Annotated in this window: 22 protein-coding genes; 14 read left to right on the top strand and 8 right to left on the bottom strand. The window is 66.3% G+C overall.

The window, feature by feature from the left end; all coding sequences use genetic code 11:
• Positions 1-218: 218 nt before the first annotated feature.
• From J1N60_RS01575 to J1N60_RS01565, 3 genes are all read left to right on the top strand, one after another.
• A complete protein-coding gene (locus tag J1N60_RS01575) occupies positions 219-785 on the top strand; it encodes a DJ-1/PfpI/YhbO family deglycase/protease (RefSeq protein ID WP_312910152.1) in 567 nt (188 codons plus the stop codon).
• Between the two features lie 40 nt (positions 786-825).
• Positions 826-1,491 carry an LUD domain-containing protein gene (locus J1N60_RS01570; RefSeq protein ID WP_312910151.1) on the top strand — a complete coding sequence of 222 codons (666 nt, stop codon included), beginning with the start codon at positions 826-828 and terminating at the stop codon, positions 1,489-1,491.
• A gap of 90 nt (positions 1,492-1,581) precedes the next feature.
• Positions 1,582-2,595, top strand: coding sequence for an A24 family peptidase C-terminal domain-containing protein (locus J1N60_RS01565; protein WP_312910150.1), 1,014 nt, complete (start codon positions 1,582-1,584; stop codon positions 2,593-2,595).
• On the opposite strand, the gene J1N60_RS01560 is transcribed toward J1N60_RS01565, so the two are convergent.
• The 4 genes from J1N60_RS01560 to J1N60_RS01545 all read right to left on the bottom strand — a co-directional run bounded on the left by J1N60_RS01560 (position 2,592) and on the right by J1N60_RS01545 (position 9,403).
• Positions 2,592-4,484 carry an asparagine synthase-related protein gene (locus J1N60_RS01560; protein WP_312910149.1) on the bottom strand — a complete coding sequence of 631 codons (1,893 nt, stop codon included), beginning with the start codon at positions 4,482-4,484 and terminating at the stop codon, positions 2,592-2,594. The genes J1N60_RS01565 and J1N60_RS01560 overlap by 4 nt on opposite strands.
• A gap of 103 nt (positions 4,485-4,587) precedes the next feature.
• Positions 4,588-6,558, bottom strand: coding sequence for an AMP-dependent synthetase/ligase (locus J1N60_RS01555; RefSeq protein WP_312910148.1), 1,971 nt, complete (start codon positions 6,556-6,558; stop codon positions 4,588-4,590).
• A gap of 233 nt (positions 6,559-6,791) precedes the next feature.
• A complete protein-coding gene (locus tag J1N60_RS01550) occupies positions 6,792-8,795 on the bottom strand; it encodes an AMP-dependent synthetase/ligase (protein ID WP_312910147.1) in 2,004 nt (667 codons plus the stop codon).
• 152 nt (positions 8,796-8,947) lie between these two features.
• The gene (locus tag J1N60_RS01545; protein ID WP_312910145.1) at positions 8,948-9,403 is read right to left on the bottom strand and encodes a universal stress protein; all 456 of its coding nucleotides are present in this window, start codon (positions 9,401-9,403) and stop codon (positions 8,948-8,950) included.
• A gap of 114 nt (positions 9,404-9,517) precedes the next feature.
• On the opposite strand from J1N60_RS01545, the gene J1N60_RS01540 reads away from it, so the two are divergent.
• From J1N60_RS01540 to glmM, 3 genes are all read left to right on the top strand, one after another.
• Complete coding sequence (locus J1N60_RS01540) at positions 9,518-10,258, top strand: SDR family NAD(P)-dependent oxidoreductase (RefSeq protein WP_312910143.1); 741 nt, start codon at positions 9,518-9,520, stop codon at positions 10,256-10,258.
• A gap of 261 nt (positions 10,259-10,519) precedes the next feature.
• Positions 10,520-11,446, top strand: a complete 927-nt coding sequence (locus J1N60_RS01535; RefSeq protein WP_312910141.1) for a hypothetical protein — start codon at positions 10,520-10,522, stop codon at positions 11,444-11,446.
• A gap of 224 nt (positions 11,447-11,670) precedes the next feature.
• Complete coding sequence (gene glmM / locus J1N60_RS01530; RefSeq protein ID WP_312910139.1) at positions 11,671-12,987, top strand: phosphoglucosamine mutase; 1,317 nt, start codon at positions 11,671-11,673, stop codon at positions 12,985-12,987.
• Between the two features lie 29 nt (positions 12,988-13,016).
• Here the strand turns inward: glmM and J1N60_RS01525 are convergent, their stop codons facing one another.
• On the bottom strand, positions 13,017-13,190 hold the full coding sequence (locus J1N60_RS01525; protein ID WP_312910137.1) for a hypothetical protein: 174 nt from the start codon (positions 13,188-13,190) through the stop codon (positions 13,017-13,019).
• A gap of 240 nt (positions 13,191-13,430) precedes the next feature.
• Between J1N60_RS01525 and ddfA the strand changes: the two genes are divergently transcribed.
• On the top strand, positions 13,431-13,772 hold the full coding sequence (gene ddfA / locus J1N60_RS01520; protein ID WP_312910136.1) for a DdfA family disk-determining factor: 342 nt from the start codon (positions 13,431-13,433) through the stop codon (positions 13,770-13,772).
• Positions 13,773-13,828: 56 nt separating this feature from the next.
• On the opposite strand, the gene J1N60_RS01515 is transcribed toward ddfA, so the two are convergent.
• Positions 13,829-14,764 (bottom strand): class I SAM-dependent methyltransferase, encoded by a 936-nt coding sequence (locus tag J1N60_RS01515; protein ID WP_312910134.1) that lies wholly within the window; start codon positions 14,762-14,764, stop codon positions 13,829-13,831.
• A 202-nt stretch (positions 14,765-14,966) separates the two neighbouring features.
• Between J1N60_RS01515 and dnaG the strand changes: the two genes are divergently transcribed.
• Entirely contained in the window at positions 14,967-16,328 is a 1,362-nt protein-coding gene (gene dnaG, locus J1N60_RS01510; protein WP_312910132.1) for a DNA primase DnaG, read from the top strand.
• Positions 16,329-16,416: 88 nt separating this feature from the next.
• Here the strand turns inward: dnaG and J1N60_RS01505 are convergent, their stop codons facing one another.
• Positions 16,417-16,659 carry a DUF7533 family protein gene (locus tag J1N60_RS01505; RefSeq protein ID WP_312910130.1) on the bottom strand — a complete coding sequence of 81 codons (243 nt, stop codon included), beginning with the start codon at positions 16,657-16,659 and terminating at the stop codon, positions 16,417-16,419.
• A 119-nt stretch (positions 16,660-16,778) separates the two neighbouring features.
• Between J1N60_RS01505 and J1N60_RS01500 the strand changes: the two genes are divergently transcribed.
• Positions 16,779-17,405 (top strand): riboflavin synthase, encoded by a 627-nt coding sequence (locus J1N60_RS01500; protein WP_312910129.1) that lies wholly within the window; start codon positions 16,779-16,781, stop codon positions 17,403-17,405.
• Between the two features lie 24 nt (positions 17,406-17,429).
• Here J1N60_RS01500 and J1N60_RS01495 read toward each other — a convergent pair whose 3' ends face one another.
• Positions 17,430-18,440 (bottom strand): PrsW family intramembrane metalloprotease, encoded by a 1,011-nt coding sequence (locus tag J1N60_RS01495; RefSeq protein WP_312910127.1) that lies wholly within the window; start codon positions 18,438-18,440, stop codon positions 17,430-17,432.
• Positions 18,441-18,560: 120 nt separating this feature from the next.
• Between J1N60_RS01495 and J1N60_RS01490 the strand changes: the two genes are divergently transcribed.
• The 5 genes from J1N60_RS01490 to J1N60_RS01470 all read left to right on the top strand — a co-directional run bounded on the left by J1N60_RS01490 (position 18,561) and on the right by J1N60_RS01470 (position 24,433).
• A complete protein-coding gene (locus J1N60_RS01490; RefSeq protein WP_312910126.1) occupies positions 18,561-18,812 on the top strand; it encodes a hypothetical protein in 252 nt (83 codons plus the stop codon).
• Between the two features lie 154 nt (positions 18,813-18,966).
• Positions 18,967-19,344: a DUF7532 family protein gene (locus J1N60_RS01485; RefSeq protein ID WP_312910124.1), complete on the top strand. Its 378-nt coding sequence runs from the start codon at positions 18,967-18,969 to the stop codon at positions 19,342-19,344.
• A complete protein-coding gene (locus J1N60_RS01480; RefSeq protein ID WP_312910122.1) occupies positions 19,341-20,813 on the top strand; it encodes a DUF402 domain-containing protein in 1,473 nt (490 codons plus the stop codon). The genes J1N60_RS01485 and J1N60_RS01480 overlap by 4 nt, the downstream gene beginning before the upstream one ends.
• A 249-nt stretch (positions 20,814-21,062) precedes the next feature.
• Complete coding sequence (gene pheS / locus J1N60_RS01475; RefSeq protein WP_312910121.1) at positions 21,063-22,586, top strand: phenylalanine--tRNA ligase subunit alpha; 1,524 nt, start codon at positions 21,063-21,065, stop codon at positions 22,584-22,586.
• Positions 22,586-24,433: a tRNA ligase subunit PheS family protein gene (locus J1N60_RS01470; RefSeq protein WP_312910120.1), complete on the top strand. Its 1,848-nt coding sequence runs from the start codon at positions 22,586-22,588 to the stop codon at positions 24,431-24,433. The genes pheS and J1N60_RS01470 overlap by 1 nt, the downstream gene beginning before the upstream one ends.
• Positions 24,434-24,444: the final 11 nt, after the last annotated feature.

Below are 24,444 nucleotides of genomic sequence, written 5' to 3'. Positions count from 1 at the left end.
AAACGCGCTTTCAAACCATTTTCTAGCATCACGCGGTAAACGCATTTGTATCCTGTCACTCTGGATCGAGAGCGCCCTCGAGCGAGCGCGAACGCCAGTCGTCCACTTTTCCTCGAGTGGCTCGAAGAACCACCACTCTCGAGACCCCGACGAAGGGCTGAGGTGACCTTTCACAGACAGGGCCGGCCGTTTTCGTCGCCTGTATCGAACGACCGGTGATGAGCGAATCCGAACACCAACTCGAGGACGTGACGGTCGGCATCTTTCTCGCACCGGCCGGCACTGAGGAAGTCGAGTTCACCGAACCGAAACAGGCCGTCACCGACGCCGGCGCCACGGTCGAGGTGCTCGGCATCGACCGCGAGGCTGGCCAGACGGTCACCAACGACCTCGAGGAGAGCGATTCGTACGAGGTCGATCGATCGTTCGACGACGTCGCCGTCGGAGAGTACGACGGGCTGATCGTCCCCGGTGGAACCGTCGGTGCGGACAAACTCCGTGCGGACGAGGACGCGGTCGTCCTCCTCAGGGAGCACATCGAGTCGGGCAATCCTGCGGGCGCCATCTGTCACGGCCCGTGGGCGCTGGTCGAGGCGGACGTCGTCGAGGGACGAACGCTCACCTCCTACCCCAGCCTGCGGACGGACATCGAGAACGCGGGCGGGGAGTGGGTCGACGAGGAGGTCGTGGTCGACGACGGGGTCGTCACCAGCCGGAACCCGGACGACCTCGAGGCGTTCTGTGCGGCCATCGTCGAGGAGTTTGCGGCCGGGTCGGACGAATGAGCGCAAACGTGAACACGTACTCGACTACGGAGGCCATGCCATGACGGACGACTACTACACGAAAGACGACTTCGACGACGAACTGGACCTCGAGGAGGACCGCTTCGATCAGGTGCCCGACGAGGACGTGATCGAGGAGACGATCGCGAACGTCGAGGAGGGAAACGTCGACGTCCACCGGTTCGAATCGGCCGAGGCGGCCCGCGACCACCTCGTCGCCCAGATTCCGGAGGGGGCGACGGTGATGGACGGACACTCCACGACGCTGGAGGAGATCGGCTTCACGGACGTCCTCGAAGCGTCCGATGGGTTCGAGTACCTCGGCAACCGGATCGCCGACATCGACGACGACGAGGAGCGGGCGGACGCGCGCCGGGAGGCCGCCACGGCCGACGTCTTCTTCGACAGCGTCAACGCCATCGCCCGGAGCGGCGAACTCCTCGGCGCGAACGCGCTCGGCAACGCCGTGAGCGCCTGGCCGTTCGCCGCGGAACGCCTCGTACTCGTCGGGAGCGCGAACAAGATCGAACCCAGCTGGGCCGCCGCCGTCGAGCGCGTTCGGGAGTTCGCCTTGCCGCTCGAGGACGCCCGCGCGGAGGAGGTCTACGGGCAGGGGAGTACCGTCGGGAAACTGGTCTCGCTCGAGCGAGAACGGGTCGAGGACCGAACGCAGCTCGTGTTGCTCGAGGATCGCCACGGGTTCTAGACGTCTCCCCACTGATTCCGGGCGAGCTACCTCGTTCGAAACTCCGTCGCAGCCGTAACACCTACCACCCATCGGGACGCCGTAGCGAACGTGTACGACGTCGTCCCGATCGCCTCGACGCCCGACCTCCTCCGGCTCGTCGCCGTCCCCGTCTTCGCCTGGGCGGCCGTCCGCGACGTGAAGACCCGCCGGATCTCGAGTTCGGTCTGGATCCCGCTGTCGGCGCTCGCCGCGGTCCTATTCGTCTGGGACGGCTGGGTCGCTTACCGGGCCGGCGGGGTCGTCTGGAGTCACGAGTTTCTCGTCCCCTCGGCGCTGAGTCTCGGGGTCGTCGTCCCGCTCGCGTACCTCTTCTGGTGGTTCGGCGGTTTCGGCGGTGCCGACGCGAAGGCCTTGCTGGTGCTCGCGTTGCTGTTTCCGACGCATCCTGCCTACAAAATCGGTTCGTGGTCGATTCCTGTCGATGAACCGAGTCTCAGCCCGTTCTCGCTCGCTATCCTAACGAACGCGGTCCTCCTCGGCGTACTCATTCCGGTAGCCCTCGCGATCCGTAATGCCGCCGCTGGACGGACCGATCCTGTGATGTTCATCGGTTGGCCAATTGACTGGCGCGAGGTTTCAACGACCCACGGACGACTCCTGGACGCTCCCTCGGGGCGGTCCCTGAGCGGCCTCGACCTGGACGCCTTCCGAATGTACCTTCGCTGGCGGGGACTCAGCCTCGAGGAACTCCGGGCAGACCCGGAGACGTATCGCGACCCGACGAGTCTCCCCGACGAGCCGAATCCGCCGACCGACGGTGCGGTGACGGCCGAGGTTCGGCGCGACGGCGGGTCGAGTCGCATCCAGGACAGCCTCGAGCGCGATACCGACGTACCAGCCGACGTCGAAGTCGAGGACCCCTGGGGCGCCGAAGCGTTCCTCGAGGACATCGACGGCACGGCCTACGGCACCAATCCCGAGACGCTTCGGGACGGCCTCGAGGTCCTCGGCGAACGCGACGTCGTCTGGATCTCACCGGGAACACCGTTTCTGGTGCCGATCTTCGCAGGGCTGGTCGTCGCGCTCGTCTACGGGGACCTCCTGTTTACCCTTCTGTTCTAACTCCTCGAGTCACTCGAGAGCGACGATTCCTCGAACCACTGCTCGCCCACGTCGGCGAGCCACGACGGATCGCCGAGGTCGACGCCCTCGACCCGCGCCAGCGTCCGCAGCGCGTAGAGATTTCGGCTCGAGGGGACGGCCTCGAGACCCGCATCGTCGACGATTCCGTGCCAGGCGAGCGGGTGGGATCCGGGTTCGCGCCACTGTTCGCGTGGGGCCAGAAACGGCGGCGCCCAGTCGCCGCCACGCTCGGTGAACTGCCGAATGGGGGTATGGCGGACGAGCGAGAGCAGGCGATCTTCGGGCTCGAGCGTTCGATCCGTCACCGCGGCCCGGTCGTGAGCGATACCGGCGACCCGCCAGTAGATGGCCGTTGCGAGGTCGGCGTGGAGCCCCTTACCGCGGCGGAAGGCGAGGGGGACCGCCTCCCAGGCCCGGACGTAGGCGGGGTCCCACAGCGGGAGCCACCACTCGAGGCCGGCGTCCTCGTAGACCCGGCAGTCGCCGTTGGTGAACGTCGACATGCGCCCGCGCCACTCCCAGCGCTCGTAGGCTGCGGCGGCCGTCGCGGGGTCAGAGATCGTCTCAGGATCTCGGTCGCCGAGGAGGCCGCGTCGAATGCACTCGCGAAACGCGTCCCGGACGCTTCCGCCATCGTCCGTGGGCACGTTCGCGACGTCGTCCAGGTCCCAGAGCACGTAGTGCGTCTCGAGGACGTACTCGACCAGCGCCTCGAGCGTGGGGTCGATCGTTTCGAGTGCTTCGTTGGCGCTTGTTCGCTCGTCGGCATCCACGGCGGGCCCGCACCCGACAGCCCGCCGATCGGGTGCGTACGGGGGCTCGCCGACGAACCGCGGCAGTCGTTCGCTGGGTGTTGCCACCGTGTGACCCGGACAGTAGAGCGCGTCGTCTGGAAGCCGGCCGTCCTCGAGCAACCCGCGAACGGCGGGCCACTCGGCCAGAAACGGGAGGGCGTCCCCGCCGAAGGCCCACTCCCGGTAGCGGCGGCCGTCCTCGCCGTGGTACCACTCGCGCCACAGCTCTCGCGAGTAGGGGTAGAACTCCCAGCGGATCCCGAGTTCCGCCGCGACCTCCCGGCTGACCTCGACGTCGGGGTGGCCCGAGCGACCGAAGGTGAAGCCGATCGCCTCCCGTCCGCGCTCGACGAGGGCTGCGGCGAGCAGCCGGGAGTCGTACCCGCCCGAGAGCGGGAGGACGACGGGACGGTCGCCCGCGACGGCCTCGAGTCGGTCGAGTGCGGTCTGGAGGCCGGCCTCGAGGCGCGCGAGATGAATCTCGAGCTGATCGCCCAAACACTCGTCCTCCGCAGTCGGCGTCTCGGCGGCAGGCCAGTACTCGCGGTAGGTGTGGCGAGTGACGGCTCGGTCCCCATCGCCGGTGTCGCCGGAGGCACCGTCGACGTCGCGCGACTCGAGGCGAACCACCTCCCCCGGTTGCACGGCGAAGACGTCCCGCCAGATGGTGTCGGGACCGGTCACGTACCGCGTCAGGAGGAACTCGCACTCGGCGACCGGGTCTCGAGGTGCGTCGACGGCGTCCCTGACGGCCCACCCGCGGTCGCTGACGACCGACCCGGCGGCGTCGTACCAGAGGGGAATCGAGCGAGCGCCGTCGGCGACGAGGTACGTCGGATCAGCATCGAGATCGACGACCGCCGCGAAGAAGCCCTCGAGGGAGTCGGCGCAGGCGGCGACGGCCTCGAGGCGAGCGTCCCCGTCTTGATTCTGGCTGGTTTCGCCCTCGAGCGCCCGTGCGAACCGTTCCGCGATGGCCGGCATCTCGAGGAGATCCGCCCCGTCGAACGCCTGTCCCCGGACGGCGACGCCGCAGCGGCGCACCCAGCCCTCGTCCCGTAGTCGAACGTTCATTCGTCGATGTATTCACTACTGAAACCACCCAGTTATATCTCTCGACTGGTCACTACCAACATACTATAAATAGTATAGCTAGAACCGTCTCGCGACCGCCCCCTTAGTCGGCCGCCTCGGCCGGTCGATCCGACGCGCGCTCGGGATAGATGTCTGCCACCTCTTCGTCGAACTTCTCGAGGATGACCCGGCGCTTCTTCTTCATCGTCGGTGTCAGCATTTCGTTTTCCTCGGTGAACTCCTCGGGCACGAGCTGGAAGCGCTTGATCTGTTCGTGTTTCTCGAAGTCCTCGTTCACCGCGTCGATCTCCGCCTGAACGAGGTCGTGGGCTGCCTCGCTGTCGACGATCCGCGCGTCGTCCTCGAGCTCGAGTTCGTCCCGCAGGTACTGGAAGTTGGGGACGATGAGCGCACCGACGAACTTCTCGCCGTCGCCGACGACCATGCACTGCTCGACGACCTGGCTCTGGGCGAAGCTGTCCTCGATGGGGGCGGGGGCGACGTTCTTGCCCGTCGAGAGCACGAGCATCTGTTTCGAGCGCTCGTGGAAGACGAGGTAGTCGTCGGGCCGGATGGTGACGATGTCGCCGGTGCGGAACCAGCGACCGTCGTCGTCCTCGACGAAGGCCTCCGCCGTCTTCTCGGGCTTGTTCCAGTACCCCTTCGCGACCTGTGGGCCCTTGACGAGCAACTCGCCGGTTTCGCCGATAGTGGTGTCGGTGCTCTCCTCGGGGACGACGGTCTCGTCGACCTTCAGATCGGTGTCGACGAGGGCGGGGCCGATCGTCCCGATCTTGGGTTCTTCGGGCGGATTGGTCGTGACTACGGGGGCAGTCTCGGTCAGGCCGTAGCCCTCGTAGATGGGTAGGCCCATCCCGTGATAGAGTGTGCAGAGCTCGGCCGAGAGGGTGCCGCCGCCGCTGACGAGCATGTCGATGTTGCCGCCGAGGGCCTCCTTGACCTGCGAGAAGACCAGCGTGTCGGCGACCGTCATCTTCAGCTTCAGGCCGGGTCCGGGGCTGTCGGCGCGGTAGTACGCCCGGCTGACGTCAGTCGCCCACTCGAAGATGCGCTCCTTGATCGGCGATTCGCTCGCCTGCTCGCGAATGGCGTCGTAGATCTTCTCGTAGACGCGGGGCACGCTCGTCGCCGTCGTCGGCGAGACGAGTTGAAAGTCCTCCTTGAGCGTGTCCGAACTCTCGGCGTAGGCGACGCAGGCCCCACTGGCGAACATCAGGAAGTGGCCGGCTGTGCGCTCGAAGACGTGTGCCAGTGGGAGGAACGAGACGCTCTGTGTGTTGCTGTTGATCGAGGGCGTCCCCGCCGGTTTTCCTGGACGCGGCCCGAACCGCCGGTAGGTCTGGTTGACGTTCGTCCGGAAGTTCCGGTGGGTCAGCTGGACGCCCTTCGGCTGGCCGGTCGTCCCGCTGGTGTAGATCAGACTCGCCAGGTCGTCCGGCGTGCGTTCGGCGAGCCAGCCCTGGTAGGCCTCCTCGTCGTAACCCTCATCTCCACGGGCGTAGACGTCGGCGAGGGTGTACACGTCCTTGCGGTCGTCGTACGTGTCGGAGAGGTCGTCCATGGAGACGATAAACTCGAGATCCAGATCCTCTTCGACCTCGAGGACGCGCTGGAGCAGTGCTTCGTTCTCGACGACGACGCCGGTCGCCCCCGGGTCCTCGAGCAAGTATCGGACCTTATCGGGTGACGAGTTGCGGTAGACGGTGGTGACCACGGCGCCCGCCGAGAGCAAGGCGAAGTCGGTCTGGGCCCACTCCATGCGCGTCCCGGCGAATATGGCGACGCGATCACCGGCGTCGACGCCGAGATCGCGAAAGCCGGTCGCGAGTCGCTCGACGATCGCCCCCATCTCGGCGTAGCTGAGCACCGCGTAGTCGCCGTCGGGTGCGGGATCGACCACCGAACCCGCGAGCGAGCGGTCGTAGATGCCACCCTTGTAGCGCTGGGCCGGCGCGTCCCTGTTGCGCTCGACCGTCTTCGCGAACAGCTGTCCCAGCGTGTCCATCTCGAGTACGTCGTCGTCGAACTCTCGTTCGGATTCCCTCCATCCCATGGTATGGTTCCTCAATGCACATGCCGCCTCTTGAACTATTCGGCTGTTTTGAGTGGTTCGGGCGGTAGCGGCGTCTGATAGCAGGGGACGGTGCCTGAGCGGGAGCAGACAGATTCGAGGGCAGCAGACGGTACTCGGACGGCGCTCGAGGACAGCGGACGGCAGAACGAGTCGAGGCGGGCGAGAGTGCGGGCAAACGAGTCGAACCGGGAGGGGAACGTCGAAAACGTCGATCAGGCGTCGGCGTAGAGTTCGTCGACCCGGTCGTCGAAGCGCTCGAGGATGACCCGGCGCTTCTTCTTCATCGTCGGGGTCAGCATCTCGTTGTCCTCGGTGAACTCGACGGGGACGAGGCGGAACTGCTTGATCGTCTCGTGTTTCTCGAAGTCCTCGTTCACCGCGTCGACCTCCTTGCCGACGTAGGATCGAACGTGCTCGTCCGCACAGATGGCCTCGGCGTCCTCGGGGAGGTCGATTCCCTCACGGTCGGCCCACTTGCGGACGTGCTCGAGGTTCGGAACGAGGAGTGCGCCGACGAACTTCTCGCCGTCGCCGACGACCATGCACTGCTCGACGACCTCGCTGGCGGCGAAGGCGTCCTCGATGGGGGCAGGGGCGACGTTCTTCCCCGTCGAGAGCACGAGAATCTGTTTGACTCGCTCGCGAAACTCGACGTAGCCGTCCGACCGCAGGTGGACGATGTCGCCGGTGCGGAACCAGCAGACTTCGTCGTCTTCGTGCTCGCTTCTGTCCTCGTCATCGCTCTCGGTTTCGGCCTCACCCTCGAGGAATGCCCGCTCGGTGGCGCTCGGCTTGTTCCAGTACCCCTCGGTCACGTTCGGTCCCCGGACGAGCAACTCCCCGACCTGGCCTGGGTCGTCGAAGACGTCCTGGTCGGCGACCGACTCGTCGATGCGAAGCGTGACGTCGGGCAGGGCGGGGCCAATCGTCCCGATCTTGGGCTCTTCGGGCGGATTGACCGTCACGACGGGGGCGGTCTCGGTCAGGCCGTACCCCTCGTAGATGGGCAGCCCCATCCCGTGATAGAGCGTGCAGAGTTCCTTCGAGAGGCTGCCCCCGCCGCTGATGAGGAGTTCGACGTTGCCACCGAGGGCCTCCTTGACCTGCGAGAAGACGAGCCGGTCCGCGAGGGCGTGTTTCGCTCGCAGGGCCGGCCCTGGCGCGTCCGCTTCGGCGTAGGCGACGCCGACGTCGGTCGCCCACTCGAAGATGCGTTCCTTGATCGGCGATTCGCTCGCCTGTTCACGGATGGCGTCGTAGATCTTCTCGTAGACGCGCGGCACGCTCGTCGCCGAGTTCGGCCGAACCGCGCTGAAGTCTTCTTGCAGGGTGTCGGGACTCTCGGCGTAAGCGACGCAGGCCCCGCTGGCGAACATCAGGAAGTGTCCCGCGGTGCGCTCGAAGACATGGGCCAGCGGCAGGAACGAGACCGTTTGCACCGACTCGTCGATCACCGGCAGGTCCGCGGACTTGTCCGGACGCGGCCCGTAGCGCTTGCGAATCTGGTTGACGTTCGCTCGAAAGTTGCCGTGGGTCAACTGCACGCCCTTCGGCTGGCCGGTCGTCCCGCTGGTGTAGATCAGACTCGCCAGATCGTCCGTCTCGGGTTCGTCGACCCAGTGTTGGTACGCCTCGAGGTCAAATGTTTTCTTTCCGCGCGTGTAGACGCCCGCGAGAGTGTGGACATCGTTGCGGTCGTCGTAGGCGCTCGAAAGCGTATCCATCGAAACGACGAATTCGAGGTCGAGGTCATCCTCCACCTCGAGGACGCGCTCGAGCAGTGCTTCGTTCTCGACGACGACGCCGGTCGCCCCCGGGTCCTCGAGCAAGTAGCGGACCTTATCGGGCGACGAGGATCGGTAGACGGTGGTGACCACGGCGCCCGCCGAGAGCAAGGCGAAGTCGGTCTGGGCCCACTCCATGCGGGTGTCGGCGAAGATGCCGATCCGGTCGCCGTGGTCGACGCCGAGGTTGCGAAAGCCGGCCGCGAGTTTCCGGACGACGTCGCGCATTTCGGTGTACGAAATCGCGCGGAACTCGCCGTCGGCGGCCGCCCGCAACACGCCGCCGGTGAGCGAACGGTCGTAGACCCCACCCTTGTAGCGCTGTGCCGGGCGATTGGGGTGTCGCTCGGCGGCGTCCTCGAATAGCCGACCCAGGCTGGTCGCGTCGATGACCGCGTCGTCGTACTCGCGTTCTGCGTCCCGCCAGTTCATATCCTCGTGGCAGGGACTCCCGGGCGATAAAACGTGAGGGAACGGCTTTCACGTGACGAACGGTTTATTTGGTACCTCGAGCGACTGGGACGAGTACGACGGAGTCGGTCGCCGTCCTGGTCAGTCGCTCGAGGTCCGAAACCGAACCCCGATCAGTCGGAACTGCGGACGAACGTCACGGGGCAGGGTGCCGAGAGCAAGACTTCCTGGGCGGTCGAGCCGAAGACGGCCTTCCCGGTCGGGGAGCGTTTTCGCCCGCCGACGACGACGCGGTCGGCGCTCACGTCGGTCGACAGGTCGACGATTGCCTTCCCGTGATCGCCCACCGAGCCGCGAACCTCGTAGTTCACGCCCGCGTCGTCGAGCGGATTTCGGAGGTCGCGGATCGTGGCGTGACGTCCGGCGACCTCGTCCGGGTTGACCTCTTCGACCCCGGTGTCGAACGAGAGCTGATCTACGACCTTCTCGTACTCGTCGTCGGTGAAGACGTGAGCGAGCACGACCGTCGACTCCACGGGTGCTGCGACTTCGATCACTGCCTCGGCGAGTGCGTCCGTCCGTTCGGCATCGCCCGGACCAACCGCGAGCAGGATTGTTTCGAGCGTCATATTCAGTACGTATACCCTCCACTACCTTAAGCGTTCATACTCTTACTCAATATCGAGTAAAAATTTCGCCTAACGACCCCGGCGACTTTTTGTGCTCCTGCGCGAGGATGGGATATGGACGATCCAGACCTCACCGGTCGAACCGTACTGGTCACCGGCAGCGCTCGCGGCATCGGTCGAGCGTTTCTGCTGGCGCTAGCCGAACGCGGCGCGAAGACGGCCGTCCACTATCACACCAGCGACGCGGCCGCCAGGTCGGTCGCCGACGAGGCTCGAGACCGCGGCGCCGAGGCCGTCACGACGGTTCGCGGCGACGTGACCGACCCCGCAAGCGTCGACGAACTGTTCTCGAGCGTCGAGGACGACCTGGGGGCCGTCGACGTACTGGTGAACAACGTCGGCGACTTCGCGCCCACCCACTGGGCCGATCTCGAGTTCGAGACCTGGAACCGCATCCTCGAGACGAACCTCAACGGCACCTACCTCTGCTCGAAGCGTGCCCTCCCCGGCATGCGCGAGAAGGGGTTCGGTCGCATCGTCAACCTCGGCAACGCCTCGAGCGAGAAGGGACTGGTTAACCCGGTGAATTTTCCGTACTTCGTCGCCAAAGCGGGCGTGATCATGTTCACGCGGATGCTCGCCGCCGAGACCCAGGACGACGGCATCACCGTCAACGTCATCTCGCCGTACGTCGTCGAGAACTCGGAGGCCTTCCCCGAGGAGATTCCCCGGGGCCGCCCCGCCAATTTCGACGACCTCGTCCGCCCACTCCTGTTCTTCGTCGACCCGGAGAGCGACTACGTGAGCGGTCAGAACCTCGAGGTCGACGGCGGCTGGCTTCCGGAGACGGTCTGACGGGGGTGGCTTCCGGAGACGGTTAGCGGCTGCCGGCTGCCGGCTGCCGGGGACAGTCTGACGACTGCCGGCTCGAGCGACGCACCACTCGATTCGACTATCTTCGCACGTCGTCGCTCGAACGCTTCGGCGAACACCCGAAACCGGTCCCTCGAACACGGTTTCCCCGTCGACGAACTCGACTATGGGGTTGTTATACGGCGACCAAGGTGACTTATCAGGGCTATAATGATGTGACGGAAGCCGATACCGACGTCCACGATGCAGTTTAGAACACTCGCTGTAATCGGCGTCGTCTTACTCGTCGCTCTCTCGGGGTGTACGTCCCTCGGAGGGTTCGGCGCGGGCGATTCGCCGGAGGAGACACAGCCCGACGGGGAGAATCCGTCGGAGAACACCTCAGAGAACGATACCGACGAGCACGATTCGCCGAACGAGAGCCAGGACGCCGACGATGATTCGGACGGTGACGGTTCTACTGACGACGGTTCAACCGACGACCGGGAAGACGACGAATCGACCCAGTCCAGCTGGTCACCGCCACAGCAGCCGAACATGCCGCTCGAATGGAAAGACGAGAGTTCGACCCGGATCAAGAGCGTCGAGTTCGTCGACAAGGTAGAGGCGGAAAACGGCGAGGGCTACTCGGACTTCAACATCAAGATCGTTGCCAACACGAGTATGGAGGATGTCGACCCGCCGGAGTACGGTAACGTCATCGGTGAGCCGTACTTCTTCGTCAAGATCAACGAAGGGGAAGGCAACCGGAAAATCGTCGAGCGCACCGGTCAGGTCGAGATGACCGAAAACGGGACGTTCCACATCGAGGTCCGTCCGGGCGGTCTCGAGGAGTTCGGCGAAAACGAGCGCCTGACCGTCGAGGTCTTCCTGATGGATAAAGACAAACAGTACGACGACATCTACGGCGCGGTCGTCGAGCACATCCACTTCAACCCGGACGTCGAGTCCGACTCGAGTGGGGTGACGGACGAGACCGAGTCTGACGAGGCCGACGATTCCAACGAAACGGACGACACCGACGACACCACCGAGTCTGACGGCACCAACGACACCAACGATACCGACGAATCGAACGATACCTCCGAGTCTGACGGCACCGACGACACCAACGAGACAGACGACACCAACGAAACAGACGAGGCCACGGAAAACGAAACCAGCGACTGACGATCGCTTCGCTCGAAACCCTCTCGTCTCTTCGACTTTTTTCGAGCGTAGTGGCGAACACCTCTCGGGGTATACCCTCGAGCGCCGGCAGTTGCCGCTGCTCTCTACCGGTTCAATCGACATCCGATACTGCTGATCGACGTACTCTCGAGCACCGGTAGTCGCGGCCGCTCTCGACTGGTCCAATCGACAGTATAACGTAACCGTACGTCACACTCCTCGCTATGTTCGGAACGAGCGGTATTCGCGGTGCCGTGGGTGAGGAAGTCACGGCCGAACTCGCACTCTCGGTCGGGCGAGCGGTCGCCTCCGAGGGCTACGACCGGGTCGTCCTCGGCCGCGACGCCAGGGAGAGCGGCAGGGTTCTCGGCCAGGCGCTCGAGGCCGGCCTCCGCGAGTGCGGCGCGGACGTCGTCGACCTCGGACTCGCGGCCACGCCCACCGTCGCCCGCGCGGTCGGCACGCTCGAGGCCGACGCGGGGGTCGTCATCACGGCCTCGCACAACCCGGCGACCGACAACGGAATCAAGCTCTGGACACCCTCCGGGAAGGCGTTCGGGCCCGACCAGCGAGATGCAATTTCGGCCCGCATCGAGCAGAGCGACTACGACCTCACGGACTGGGACGGCCACGGCACCGTTCGTGCGTACCAGGACGCCGCCGCGAATCACGCCGACGCCATCCGGGAGGCCGTCTCGCTCGAGACCCCGCTCTCGATCGTGCTCGACCTCGGGAACGGCGCGGGGCGGGTCACTGCGGACGTACTCGCGGACCTCGGTTGTACGGTCACGACGCTCAACGGCCAGCCAGACGGATCGTTCCCCGGCCGGCCGAGCGAGCCGAACGAGGAGACCCTCGAGACGCTGCTCGAGACGGTCGGCGCGACGGACGCCGACCTGGGCATCGCCCACGACGGAGACGCCGACCGGATGGTCGCGGTCGACGAGACGGGGCGATTCGTCCCGAAGGACGTCCTGCTGGCGCTGTTCGCTCGCGAGGCCGCGGGCGAGGGCGATCGGGTGGCCGCACCGGTGGACACCAGCCTGACCGTCGACGACGCGCTGGCCGCCGTCGGCGCGTCGCTCACGAAGACGCCGGTCGGCGACGTCTACGTGGCCGAACGGGCGACCGACGCGGACGTCGTCTTCGGCGGCGAACCCAGCGGCGCCTGGATCTGGCCCGCGGAAACGCTCTGCCCGGACGGGCCGCTCGCGGCCGCGAAACTCGTCGAACTGGTCGCCGAAAGCGGTCCGCTCTCGACACTCGTCGACAGCGTCGACACCTATCCCATCCGGCGCGATTCCCTCGAGGTCGACCGGAAGGGCGCCGTGATGGACGCAGTTGTGGAGTCGGTCCTCGAGCGCTACGACGACGTGGATACGCTCGACGGCGTGCGTGTCGACCACGGCGACGGCTGGTTCCTGCTTCGGGCGAGCGGGACCCAGCCGCTGATTCGGGTTACCGCCGAGGCGCGGTCTGCCGACCGGGTGGACGAACTCCGGGCCGAGGCGATCGAGTTGCTCGAGTCGGCGAAAAACTGAGATCGGTTTCGTGTCCTGTCCTCCGGCGCCTACGCGAGCGCAGTGTAAGCCACGTACGCGAGCGCGATCACTACCGCGAGGACGACGAGGCTGATCACGAGGCTGACGATCGCCGAGACGATCCCGACGACGACCTCGAGTACGACCCAGAGGACCACGAGTGCGAGCAAGCCGAGTCCGGCGAGGCGAAGGAGCGAACTCATACCTCGAAAGTTCTCATCAGCGACTATTGAACGTTGCGTCCGTCCTCGGGACGCTACTGACACCTCGAGGCTCTCCAAAACGCCGTGTGGGCCCGCCTCAGCTACACAGGTATCGACTCGTCGTGCCCGCATGCACTCTCCTCGAGAACGCGGTATCGTGACGCCGTCTCGAAAGGTCACACTTAAAGGGTCAATATAATCAGCACCAGAGACATGGGGGCGACTCGAGTGGATGCGTGTATGGATTCCGCTGACGATTCGCTCCCTCCCTCCGCGACTGTCGATCGAACGAAGCGCACACACACCGAGTCGTTCGATCCGACGGAGGGGCCGGTCGAGACGATCGTCGACCTGGTCGCCGCGGCCTCCGGGCGGTCGCTGGTCGAGATGCCGCCGATCTACGAGGTCATCGATCCGGATGCCCTCAACGCTCTGTTCCGTCTACGAAACAGCGGCGCCGACCTCGAGGACAGGGTCTTCGAGTTTACCTACGAAGGGTACCGCGTCAGCGTCCACGGAGACGGCCGCGTCCGCCTCACCGAACCCACTAATCCCGCGAAGGTGACGGAGCCGCTCGAGTAAGCAGCGACAGTACTATTTTATCTATAGTAATATACTTCGATAACAATAGTGGACACTCAGGCTCGAACAACCGCCAGGATGTGATTCGACCAGTCGACGACGGCAGGGTCCGTCCGCAGGCTGCGAACGGCCTCGATGACGGCCTCGACCGTAGCCGGGTCGAGGTCCTCTAGTTCCTGCCGCTCGCCGACGTTCGCCGCAATTCCCTCGAGTCCCACCAGCGCCTCGACCTCGAATCCGGCCGACTCGAGGACGGCCTCGAGCTCTGCGGCCCGGAAGAAGTGACACGCCGTGAAACCAGGTTCCTCGAGGTGAGCGAGGTGTTCGCGGGCGAAGTCGGCGTCGTAGGTGCCGCTCTCGACCATCGCCGGGACGCCGGGGGCGTACTCCACGGAGCGGACGAGGTTCTGGAGGACCGCGAGTCGACCCATGACGGAGACGAAGACGGGGCTCTCGGGCCGGGCGACGCGGCGGAGTTCGGCGAGTGCCCGCTCCCGGTCGGCCTCGTCGGTGAGGTGGGAGAGCGGCCCGCCGGTACAGCAGACGGCGTCGAACCGGTCGTCGGCGAACGGCAGCGCGCGCAGGTCGGCGCGTTCGACTGTCACGCGGTCGGCGACGCCGTGCTCGTGGGCTTTCTCCCGGGCGAGTTCGCATTGGCGAGCGCTGCGGTCCGCGAGCGTCACCGTATAGCCACGCTCGGCGAGCCAGACGGCGTACCGCCCCGCGCCGCCGCCCGCGTCGAGGACGCGACCCGAGTTCGGCAGGTAGCGCTCGAGATAGGTCGTAGTGCCCTCGAACTCGAGGTGACCGCCCAGGGTGGCCTCGAGGCGGTTCCACTCGTCGTCGCCATACTCGTCGTAGTAGGTTTCGGGCTCGAGCGACGACAGGTCCTGCGCTCGAGTGTGGTCGTCCACGTGGTCCGAACGCTCGCCGCGTTCGCTTCGCTCACGCCGTTCGGCGCCCGAACCGGTGTCCTGCGTCTCCTCGCTCATACGCTCTCTCGAGTCGACGTGCCTATCAAGGCACTGGGGGTGTGTCACTGTGTCACTCGGGAGACGACGTTACGGCCGGGTCGACCGCCCCTCGAGGCGAACCTGCCGGTCAACAGGTATTTGCCGTCGAGTACCTATATACGAGTAAACGGTCTACGGGCGCGATGTTCGCGCCGCAGGTCCCACGCGGACCGGATCTCCCATGGAAGACACGTCAAAATATCTCATCCGGGCGAACGTCACGGCCGACGGGGTGGTCGAGCGCAGCGACGTCGTCGGCGCCATCTTCGGCCAGACCGAGGGTCTCCTTGGCGACGAACTCGACCTCCGCGAACTCCGCCAGTCGGGCAAGGTCGGGCACATCGACGTCGAAATCACCAGCACTCGCGGAACGTCGCAGGGCCACCTGACGATCGCAACCAGCCTCGACAAGGTCGAGACCGCCACGCTCGCGGCCTCCCTCGAGACGATCACCCGGGTCGGTCCTTGCCGGGCAAACCTCGAGGTCGGCGACATCGAAGACGTTCGCGCAGCGAAACGCAAGGACGTCGTCGAGCGCGCGAAGGAACTCCTCCGGACGGGCTTCGACGACTCCGTCATGTCCTCCGACGAGATCCTCGAGGAGGTGCGCGAGTACGTCCGCGTCGCGGACATCACCGAGTTCGAGGGCCTGCCGGCCGGGCCACGGGTCGGCGACAGCGATGCCATCATCGTCGTCGAGGGACGGTCGGACGTCCTCACCATGCTCAAGTACGGCGTCAAGAACGCCATCGCTGTCGAGGGGACGAACGTCCCCGACGCGGTCGCGGAACTCACCCACCACCGTACGGTGACGGTGTTCCTCGACGGCGATCGCGGCGGCGATCTAATCTTCGAGGAACTCTCCCAGGTCGGCGACATCGACTACGTCACCTTCGCCCCGGCGGGGACCTCGGTCGAGGATCTCGATCACACCCAGCTGTTCACGGCCCTGCGAAACAAGGTCCCCTTCGAATCCGTCTCCGGAGCGAACGAACCGCGAGACGCCATCGCCGCGACCGACGGCAGCCAGACGCCCGCGCCGCCGGTGAGCACCGAATCACCAGCCGACGGTCCGGTTCAGCCCGACTCGAGTCCGGGCCTCGGGGCCGATTCCGATTCCGATTCCGATTCACCGTCGCTCGAGGGAGGCGTCGACGACAGCTCTACGGTGGATTCAGGTACCGAGTCCGCTCCCAAATCAGGGGCGACGTCCACCGATTCCAGGGAGCCACAATCGCGAACCGTCTACGACCACGCCACCGAGGTGATCCGAAACGGGACCGAGCGCGTTCGGTTCCTCGACGCCGACGGTGAGATTCTCGAGGAAGGCGAGGCGAGCGACGCCCAGGCGTTGCTCGAGGCGGCAGAGCCCGATTCGGTTTCGACGATGCTCTTCGACGGTCTCGTGAGTCAGCAACTGCTCGACGTCGCCGCGGATGCGGGGGTCGACCGCCTCGTCGGACGGTTGCTTGGACAGTTTACGAAGCGGCCGACGAGCGTTCGCGTGTACGCGATTGACGACATCGCGGAATCTGCCCCCTGACGCTCCCGTTCGGCCGGTGGTCAGTGCCGACGCCGATGTCGACGTCGACCGGGACCTTCAGCCGAGGCGTTTGCCCGGACTCTGGTCGTCACTCCTCGGACTCCTCGGGGTCCCGAACCGCCTTTCCGGCCACACGACTCGCGACCATCCCCGGAATGTCGCCAGGTGTCGTCAGGTAGTGGTCGATGACGACCAGCATGATCGCCAGGCCGACGAGTGCGCCGCCCACGAGCGTGTTTCCCCGCATCGCGAGCTCGAGACCAGCGAGCCCGGCGGGAATCGCGAAGACGAGGATACCGGCGAGTTTGATCGTATCGATGAGGCCACCCATTGCGGGACTATTCGTCGAGGAGCGGCAAAAACACGACGACTCCGCTCGAGCACCGTAACGAATGTGGGATGCATTACAAATTCGGAACGTATTTGGTCGCGAGCGCGCGAGTCTCGAGCATGTTCACCGGCATCGTCGAGGAGACGGGCGAAATCGTCGACCGAACCGAGACGGACGAGGGACTGAGACTCCGTATCGGTGCCGACGAGGTCGCCACGGACCTCGCACACGGACAGTCGATTAGCGTCAGCGGCGCCTGCCTGACCGTCGAGGCGTTCGATCCCGGCACCTGGTTCGAGGTCTTCCTCGCCAGCGAAACCGTCGAGCGGACCTACCTCGGTTCACTCGGGGTCGGCGATGCGGTCAACCTCGAGCGGGCGATGCCCGCCGACGGTCGCTTCGACGGCCACGTCGTCCAGGGGCACGTCGACGCGGTGGCGACCGTTTCCGGAATCGAGTCCGTCGGCGACGACTGGTTCTTCGAGTTCGACCTCCCCGAAAACTACGACCGCTACGTCGTCGAGAAGGGATCGATCACGCTCGACGGCATCAGCCTCACCGTGGCCGACCTGACCGACGACGGCCGAGTGACGGTGGCGATCATCCCGACGACCTACGACCTGACGACGCTCTCCGAGAAGTCCCCCGGCGACCTCGTCCACCTCGAGGTCGACGTCCTCGCGAAGTACGTCGAACGGTTGCTCGAGGGGCACCTCGAGCGCGACCGTCTCGCGGCTACGCAGTAACGGAGCGGAACCGACTCCGCGTGTTCAGCGCTGCCCCGGTTCGAACTCCGTCATCTCCGCGCCGTGGTCGTCGCCGTCGTCCCGGACGGCGCGGTAGGTTCGACGGTAGCGGCTGAGTTTCCGGTAGAGGTAGAAGGCGGCCAGCCCGTCGTAGACGACGACGTAGACGATCACCGCGAGTGCGGGGCCCAACCCCCAGAACGCGGCGATCACCGGCGGGACGATCTGGACGGTGACGTTGTACGTCGCATGGATGAACGCGGCGACGAGGAGCCCTTTGACGACGATGGGACCGGCGTTCGTCGGGTTGAACTTCGCGAGGCCGAGGTAGTAGCCGGCGACGGCGGAGTAGATGACGTGGCCGGGGCCGGCGAGCGCGCGGGTCGTCGTGATCCCGCCCGCGGCGGCGAACAGGCTGGTCTCGGCCCCGACGGTGCCGACGGACTGGGTGATGTAGAGGGCGTTCTCGATGGCGGCGAAGCCGAGCCCCGCGACAGCGCCGTAGACGGCGCCGTCGATGACGGCGTCGAAGGAGTCGCTCCGGAAGGCGAAGACGCGCACGGCGAGGAGTTTGACCGCCTCCTCGACGGGCCCGACGACCAGGTAGAAGAAGAGAATCGTCCCGACGATGGGGACTGGCCGGAGGAAGGAGCCGGCGAACGTATTCGTGACGGCGGCGAACGTGGCGAAGAGGACGGCCAGGACGAACGTACTGACCAGCAGCGAGAGCGGTTCGCTCGTGGTGATGTCCGCGTACCAGATGTACGCGGCAAGGAGCGCGGCGGGGACGACCGAGAGTGCGAAGAACGCGCCGATGAGCGGCTCGTCGAGGACGAGAAACGTGGGCGAAGCCAGGAGCGAAATCGTGATCAACAGGGCGACGGCGAGTACGATGGCATGGAGTCCGTAACTGATGGCGGCGTACAGCCAGGCGGCGAATCGGTCGAGTCGCGAGCGAGGTTCCCAGGTCGAGACGTCGTAGAGGTCGGCCGAGGAGCCGGCCGCTCGTTCGATCGGGTCGCGCTTGCTGGCCATATCCCTTATACACTAGCCAGCGATCAAATACGTTCGTGGACGCGAATACCTTATATGAGATTATATGACAATAGGTGTTTAAGGATCGGCTTTATGCGGAATGAATGCCCACCCTCGACCATGACTCGACCCACCCGTGGCGTCCTCCTCACGTCGCCGCCCTCCCCGGAGGACACAACACACGTACGAAACCTTCCGCCGGCGATCGCCGGCACACTCGAGAAAGAGACCAAACGACTCGAGAACGACGAACTTGAACCCGAAACCGAACGCATCGAACCCGACCAACCCAACGCCGACCCGACGCCGACGACGTCCCTGTCGTCCGGCACCACCTATTCTTCGTTGACTGGCGCTCACGCCGACGACTGATTCCGACTACGAGCCGTCGCTGCCGTCACCGCCGTCTCGAGCCGCCGCCGTGCCCGCTGTTGCTGTTGGGTCCGTACCACTGAACGCACAAACTCGAGTCACCGTTCGCCGCGAACCCACAATCCACAAACGCTCTCGGTGCGAACCGTCGTCCATGCACTTCGATCAGCGAACCCAACGGGCCCTCCGGGAGGTCGGCCTCGAGACCGACGACCTCCGGCGGGCCTCGGAACTCGTCGTCGAGGCCGTCGCCACGGACGCCGCGGCCCTCGAGTCGTTCTTCGAGCGCCACGACACCGTCTACTCGGATCTCGACATGGCTCACTCGAGCGCCGAGTTCCCCAAACATGCCGTGGAGGGGCTCGACCTGACCACCCACGCCGCCGAGATGCGCGGCTGGCTCCGGTTCGACACCTGGGGCGTCTACGTCGAGGATGGCCGGGTGCTCGACGAGGAGCACGTCGAACTGACGCTCGGCCCCTCGATCAACGACCGGGTCCGATTCGCCGCCGACCGGGAGACGCTGCGATGAGCGAGGGGGATAATGGCACCGACGGGCCGACCGATCCAGGTACCGCCATCGACGTTCGCGCTCGCGTCCGCGGCATCTACACCACCGCCGTGACCCAGCGGCTCCTCGAGGCCGGCCACACGGTCGTCCAGGCCTCGGAACCCATCCGCGCGCGGTTCGAGACCGACTTCCCGACGGCGCCTGCCGACGTCCGAATCGAGACGACCCGCGACCGCCAGGGACTCGAGGTGTCGGGCGACCCCGAGAGCGTCGACCGCGTGCTCGAACACCTCGAGTCGCTGGCTATCGACACGTTCCGCTGGGCGGATCCCGTCTCTCGAGGAGCGGTGTTCGACGGCGCGGTCCGCGAGGCCGATGGGGGGCGCGGCGCTCCCGTCTCCCTCGGTGACGGACGACGGGGCTACCTGAAATACGACGACGCCGACGGCTACGTCGACGCCGGCGACCGCTACCGCCTGCAGGTCCGCGAGCCGACGCCGCCCTGGGACGACGACGCCCCTCTCCTGCAACCGGGATTCGCCGTCGAGGGGGGCCTTTGCACCCTCTCCCGGGAGCGAAACGGCGTCGGTGCCGATTTCGACGGAGCGCGGGCCGAGGAACTCGTCGGCATGACGGACCTGCTCCCGGTCGAAGTTCCCGACGAGTGGGGCCTCCGGTGGCACCGCAGCGCCGCTGACGCTGATCTGGAGGCGATGACCGCGGCCCTCGAGAATGCCACCGCGTGTGCCCGGACGCTCGAGACTCAGCTCGAGGACGTGCCCGGAGAACCGGGCGACCCAGCCCGTCTCGCCGACCCGCAGGCGACCGCCTGGCTCTGGTTCGGTCGCGAGTCGCGGTTCGCCCTCGACGAGGTGCGACGAACCGCCGAGACCACGATGGTCGGCCACCACCGGATCAAGGCCGGCGACCGGTCGGCGAGCGCGGCCGTCGACTTCGCCGAGGCCGTCGCCGACCCTACCGGTGAGGAGGCCTTCCCCTTCGCCGCCGTCTCCCGCCAGTTCGGGCCGACGGCGGGCGACCGCCTCGCGCTCGGTCACGGCAAGCCCGACGGTCGACTCATCACCCTCGGGACCGGCGAGGTCACCGACTGGAGCGAGGACGGCAGCCTGACACTCGAGCGCGCCATGCGTGGGGGCGGGACCTACGACGCCCTCGAGGTCCCCATCGAGGACGGCGACGTGGCGATCACGAAGCTCAAGGAGGGTCGCTGGTGGTACCCGACGACGTACGAGGCGGCCGACGGGACGACGAAGGGCACCTACGTGAACGTCTGTACCCCCGTCGAGCTGTTTCCCGACAGCGCTCGGTACGTCGACCTCCACGTCGACGTGGTCCGCTGGACCGACGGTTCGGTCGCGGTCGTCGACGAGGACGAACTCGAGGCGGCGTCGGCCGACGGCCAGATCTCGCCGGAACTCGCCGAAAAGGCCCGCAGCGTCGCCGCGGCGGTCGAGCGCGCGCTCTCCTGACCACAACGCTTTTGCCACAACTCGCCGCAGTAGCGGGTATGGCACCCGAATCCCGACCGCGTGCCCGCACCGACGCTCAGCCGACTCGCCGCGCGGGATTCGGCTTTTTTACCCGGTAACCGGTCGGTGGACCTCGAGGTGGCGACCATCCTCGAGTCGAAACCGGTCGGACGACGCCTCGACTCACGTTGTTGGGGCCGCGACTTCGGAACCGCTAACTGACCGACACCCAGTCATACGAGCAAGCGAATGCAGCTACCCACACCACAGGCCGCGGTCGTCCAGGCCGCGAGCGCAGACGAGGCACGGAGCGTCGACGCTCTCGCCGACGCGACCGACCTGCCCCCCGAGACCGTCACCGGCGCGGTCTTCGAACTCGAGGAGGCGGGACTGGTCGACGTCACCGAGCGAGTCGACGAAACGATCGCCCTCACGGACGAGGGTCGCGAGTACGCCGCCGACGGCCTCCCCGAGGTGCGCCTCTACGAGGCCGCCCTCGCGGCCGGGGCCGACGACGGGGCTGTCGAGATGGGCCGCGTCATCGGCCAGTCCGGACTCGAGGGCCCGCAGGTCAACATCGCGCTGTCGAACTACGCGCGCAAGGGGTACGGTGCGATCGACGGCGGCGAGATTACGACCGATCCCGACGCCGATCCCGGATCAGACGACGAGGCGGCGGCGCTCGAGGCGCTGGCTGACGGCGACAGCGAGGACAGCTCGGGAGAGATCGACGACGACACCCTCGAGCACCTCGAGCGGCGAGGCCTGCTCGAGCGCAGCGAGTCGACCGTCCGTGAGGCGACGCTCACCGAAACGGGTGTCACGGAATTGATGGCGGGCATCGAGACGGCCGAGACGGTCGGCCAGGTTACCCCGAACCTCCTGACCAGTGGCGACTGGCGCGACGCCGAGTTCTCCGCGTACAACGTCGAGGCCGACGCGGCGCCCGTCGACGGCGGCAGCGTCCACATCCTGCGCCAGACGGCCGAACGGGTCAAGAACACCCTCGTCGGCATGGGCTTCCAGGAGATGGACGGCCCCCACGCGGACGCGGACTTCTGGATCAACGACTGCCTGTTCATGCCCCAGGACCACCCGGCACGAACGCACTGGGACCGGTTCGCCCTCGAGCACCCGACCCACATCGACTCCCTCCCCGAGGACCTCGTCGAGCGCGTCGAGCGCGCCCACCGCGAGGGCATCGGCGAGGACGGCGAGGGATACAACTCACCGTGGGACGAGGACTTCGCGCGCGCCATCGCGCTGCGGGGGCACACGACCTCGCTCTCGGCGCGATACCTGTCGGGCCACCAGATCGGCGACCTCGAGCCGCCACAGCGGTACTTCAGCGTGGAGAAGGTCTACCGGAACGACACGCTGGACCCGACCCACTTACTGGAGTTCTTCCAGATCGAGGGCTGGGTGATGGCCGAGAACCTGTCCGTGCGGGACCTGATGGGCACCTTCGAGGAGTTCTACGCCCAGTTCGGGATCACGGACATCGAGTTCAAACCCCACTACAACCCCTACACGGAGCCGAGCTTCGAGCTGTTCGGCACGCACCCGACGACGGGCGAGATGGTGGAAATCGGCAACTCCGGCATCTTCCGCGAGGAGATGCTGGAACCGCTGGGCGTCGAGTGTGACGTGATGGCCTGGGGGCTCGCCTTAGAGCGCCTGCTCATGTTGATGTACGGCTTCGAGGACATCCGGGACATCCACGGGACGCTGTGTGACCTGGAACTGCTGCGCGAGACGGAGGTGACTTACTGATGCCCACGGTCGAAATCGATCCCGACGAACTGCGCGAACTGACCGGCCACGACGAGAAAGGCGACGACGACCTCAAATCGGACCTGTTCGGCCTCGGCCTCGAGTACGAGGGCCGGACGGACGAGGGGGAGTTCGAACTCGAGTTCGCCCCGGACCGCCTCGACCGCCTGTCGGTCGAGGGGGTCGCCCGCTCGCTTCGCTACCAGTACGGCGACGCCCGGGGGGTGTACGTCCCGACGACGAACGCCCACGACTGGACCATCGTCGTCGACGACTCCGTGCCCGACGAGCGCCCGTACGTCACGGGCGCAGTGATCCGGGACGTCGACCTGGACGAGGCGGCCCTCGAGTCGCTGATCCAGCTCCAGGAGAAACTGCACGCGACGATGGGCCGTAAGCGAGCGAAGGGGGCCATCGGGATTCACGACCTCACCATGCTCAAAGGGAGCGCGGCGACCGAGGGCAACCCCACCATCGAGTACGTCGGCGTCGAACCCGACGAGGACCGCTTCGTGCCCCTCGATTCGGACCAGGAGCTGACGCCCGCCGAGGTGCTCGAGGAACACCAGACCGGCCAGACGTACGCCGACCTCGTGAGCGAGTACGAGCGCTACCCGGCGATCTACGACGATCTGGGCCTGTTCTCGTTCCCGCCGGTGATCAACGGCCGCCGGACCGAGGTCTCGACTGACTCTCGAGACCTCTTCGTCGAGATGACGGGCACCGACCAGTGGACGATCGACCGGATGCTCAACATCGTCTGCTACGCGCTGTCGGCCCGCGGCGCAACGGTGGAGGAGGTGGCGGTCGAGTATCCAGACAGCGAGTCCGCGAACGCGGACTCGAAACGGAGCCGGACGACGTCCGGCGGGCGCACGGTCGTCCGGCCCGACTTCTCGACCAAGACCAAGACCGTTCCCCACGCCCGCATCGAGTCCATCCTCGGGATCGACCTCGAGCCCGAGCAGGTGATCGACCTGGCCGAACGGTCGGGCCTCGAAGCGGAGCGATCCGACCGGTCAGAACCCGCGGAACCTGCGGGAACCGCGGGAGCCGAAGACGGCGAGGGCGAAGAAGGAGACGAAGACGGCGAGAGTGGCGAACACGAGGGGCTCACCTACGAGGTCACCATCCCGCCCTACCGCGTCGACGTTCTCCACCCGCTCGACGTCATCGACGACCTCGGGCGCGCCTACGGCTTCAACGACCTCGAGCCGCGCTACCCCGACGTGGGGACCATCGGCGGCCGCCACGAGCGCTCCCGCCTCGAGAACGCCGCTCGGACCCGACTGGTCGGCCTCGGCTTCCAGGACCTGCTGAACTTCCACATGATCAGCGAGGGCGAGAACTTCGACCGGATGGGGCTCGCACCCAACGACGACGCTTACGGCGCCGGCGAGCCCGCGACGATCAAGGGCCCCTACAGCGAGGACTACACGATGCTCCGCACGTGGGTCACGCCCTCGCTGCTGATGGTCCTCGAGAACAACACCCACCGACGGTACCCCCAGGACCTGGCCGAGATCGGGTTCGCCGCGCGGGTCGACGACGCCGAGAACACGGGCGTCGGCGAGGGGCGGTACGTCGGTGCTGTCCTCGCTCGTCACGATGCCGCCTACGAGGACGCCAAGTCTCGTCTGCAAGCACTCGTCCGAAGCTTCGGCGGCGACCTCGAGACGCCACCGACGCAGCATCCGTCGTACATCCCCGGTCGGACGGCGGCCGTCGTGATCGACGGCGAGGAAGTCGGCGTCATCGGGGAACTGCATCCGGAGGTCCTCGTCGAGCACGACCTCGAGGTCCCCGTCGCCGGCTTCGAGTTCGACCTCGAGGCGCTGGCGGAGTGAATCGCCGCGAC

Origin of the sequence: Natronosalvus caseinilyticus, assembly GCF_017357105.1 — an archaeon.
In the GTDB taxonomy this organism is placed as follows: Archaea; Halobacteriota; Halobacteria; order Halobacteriales; family Natrialbaceae; genus Natronosalvus; species Natronosalvus caseinilyticus.
The sequence above is the reverse complement of the archived record's forward strand: the minus strand, read 5'-3'. Positions and strand labels throughout refer to the sequence as shown.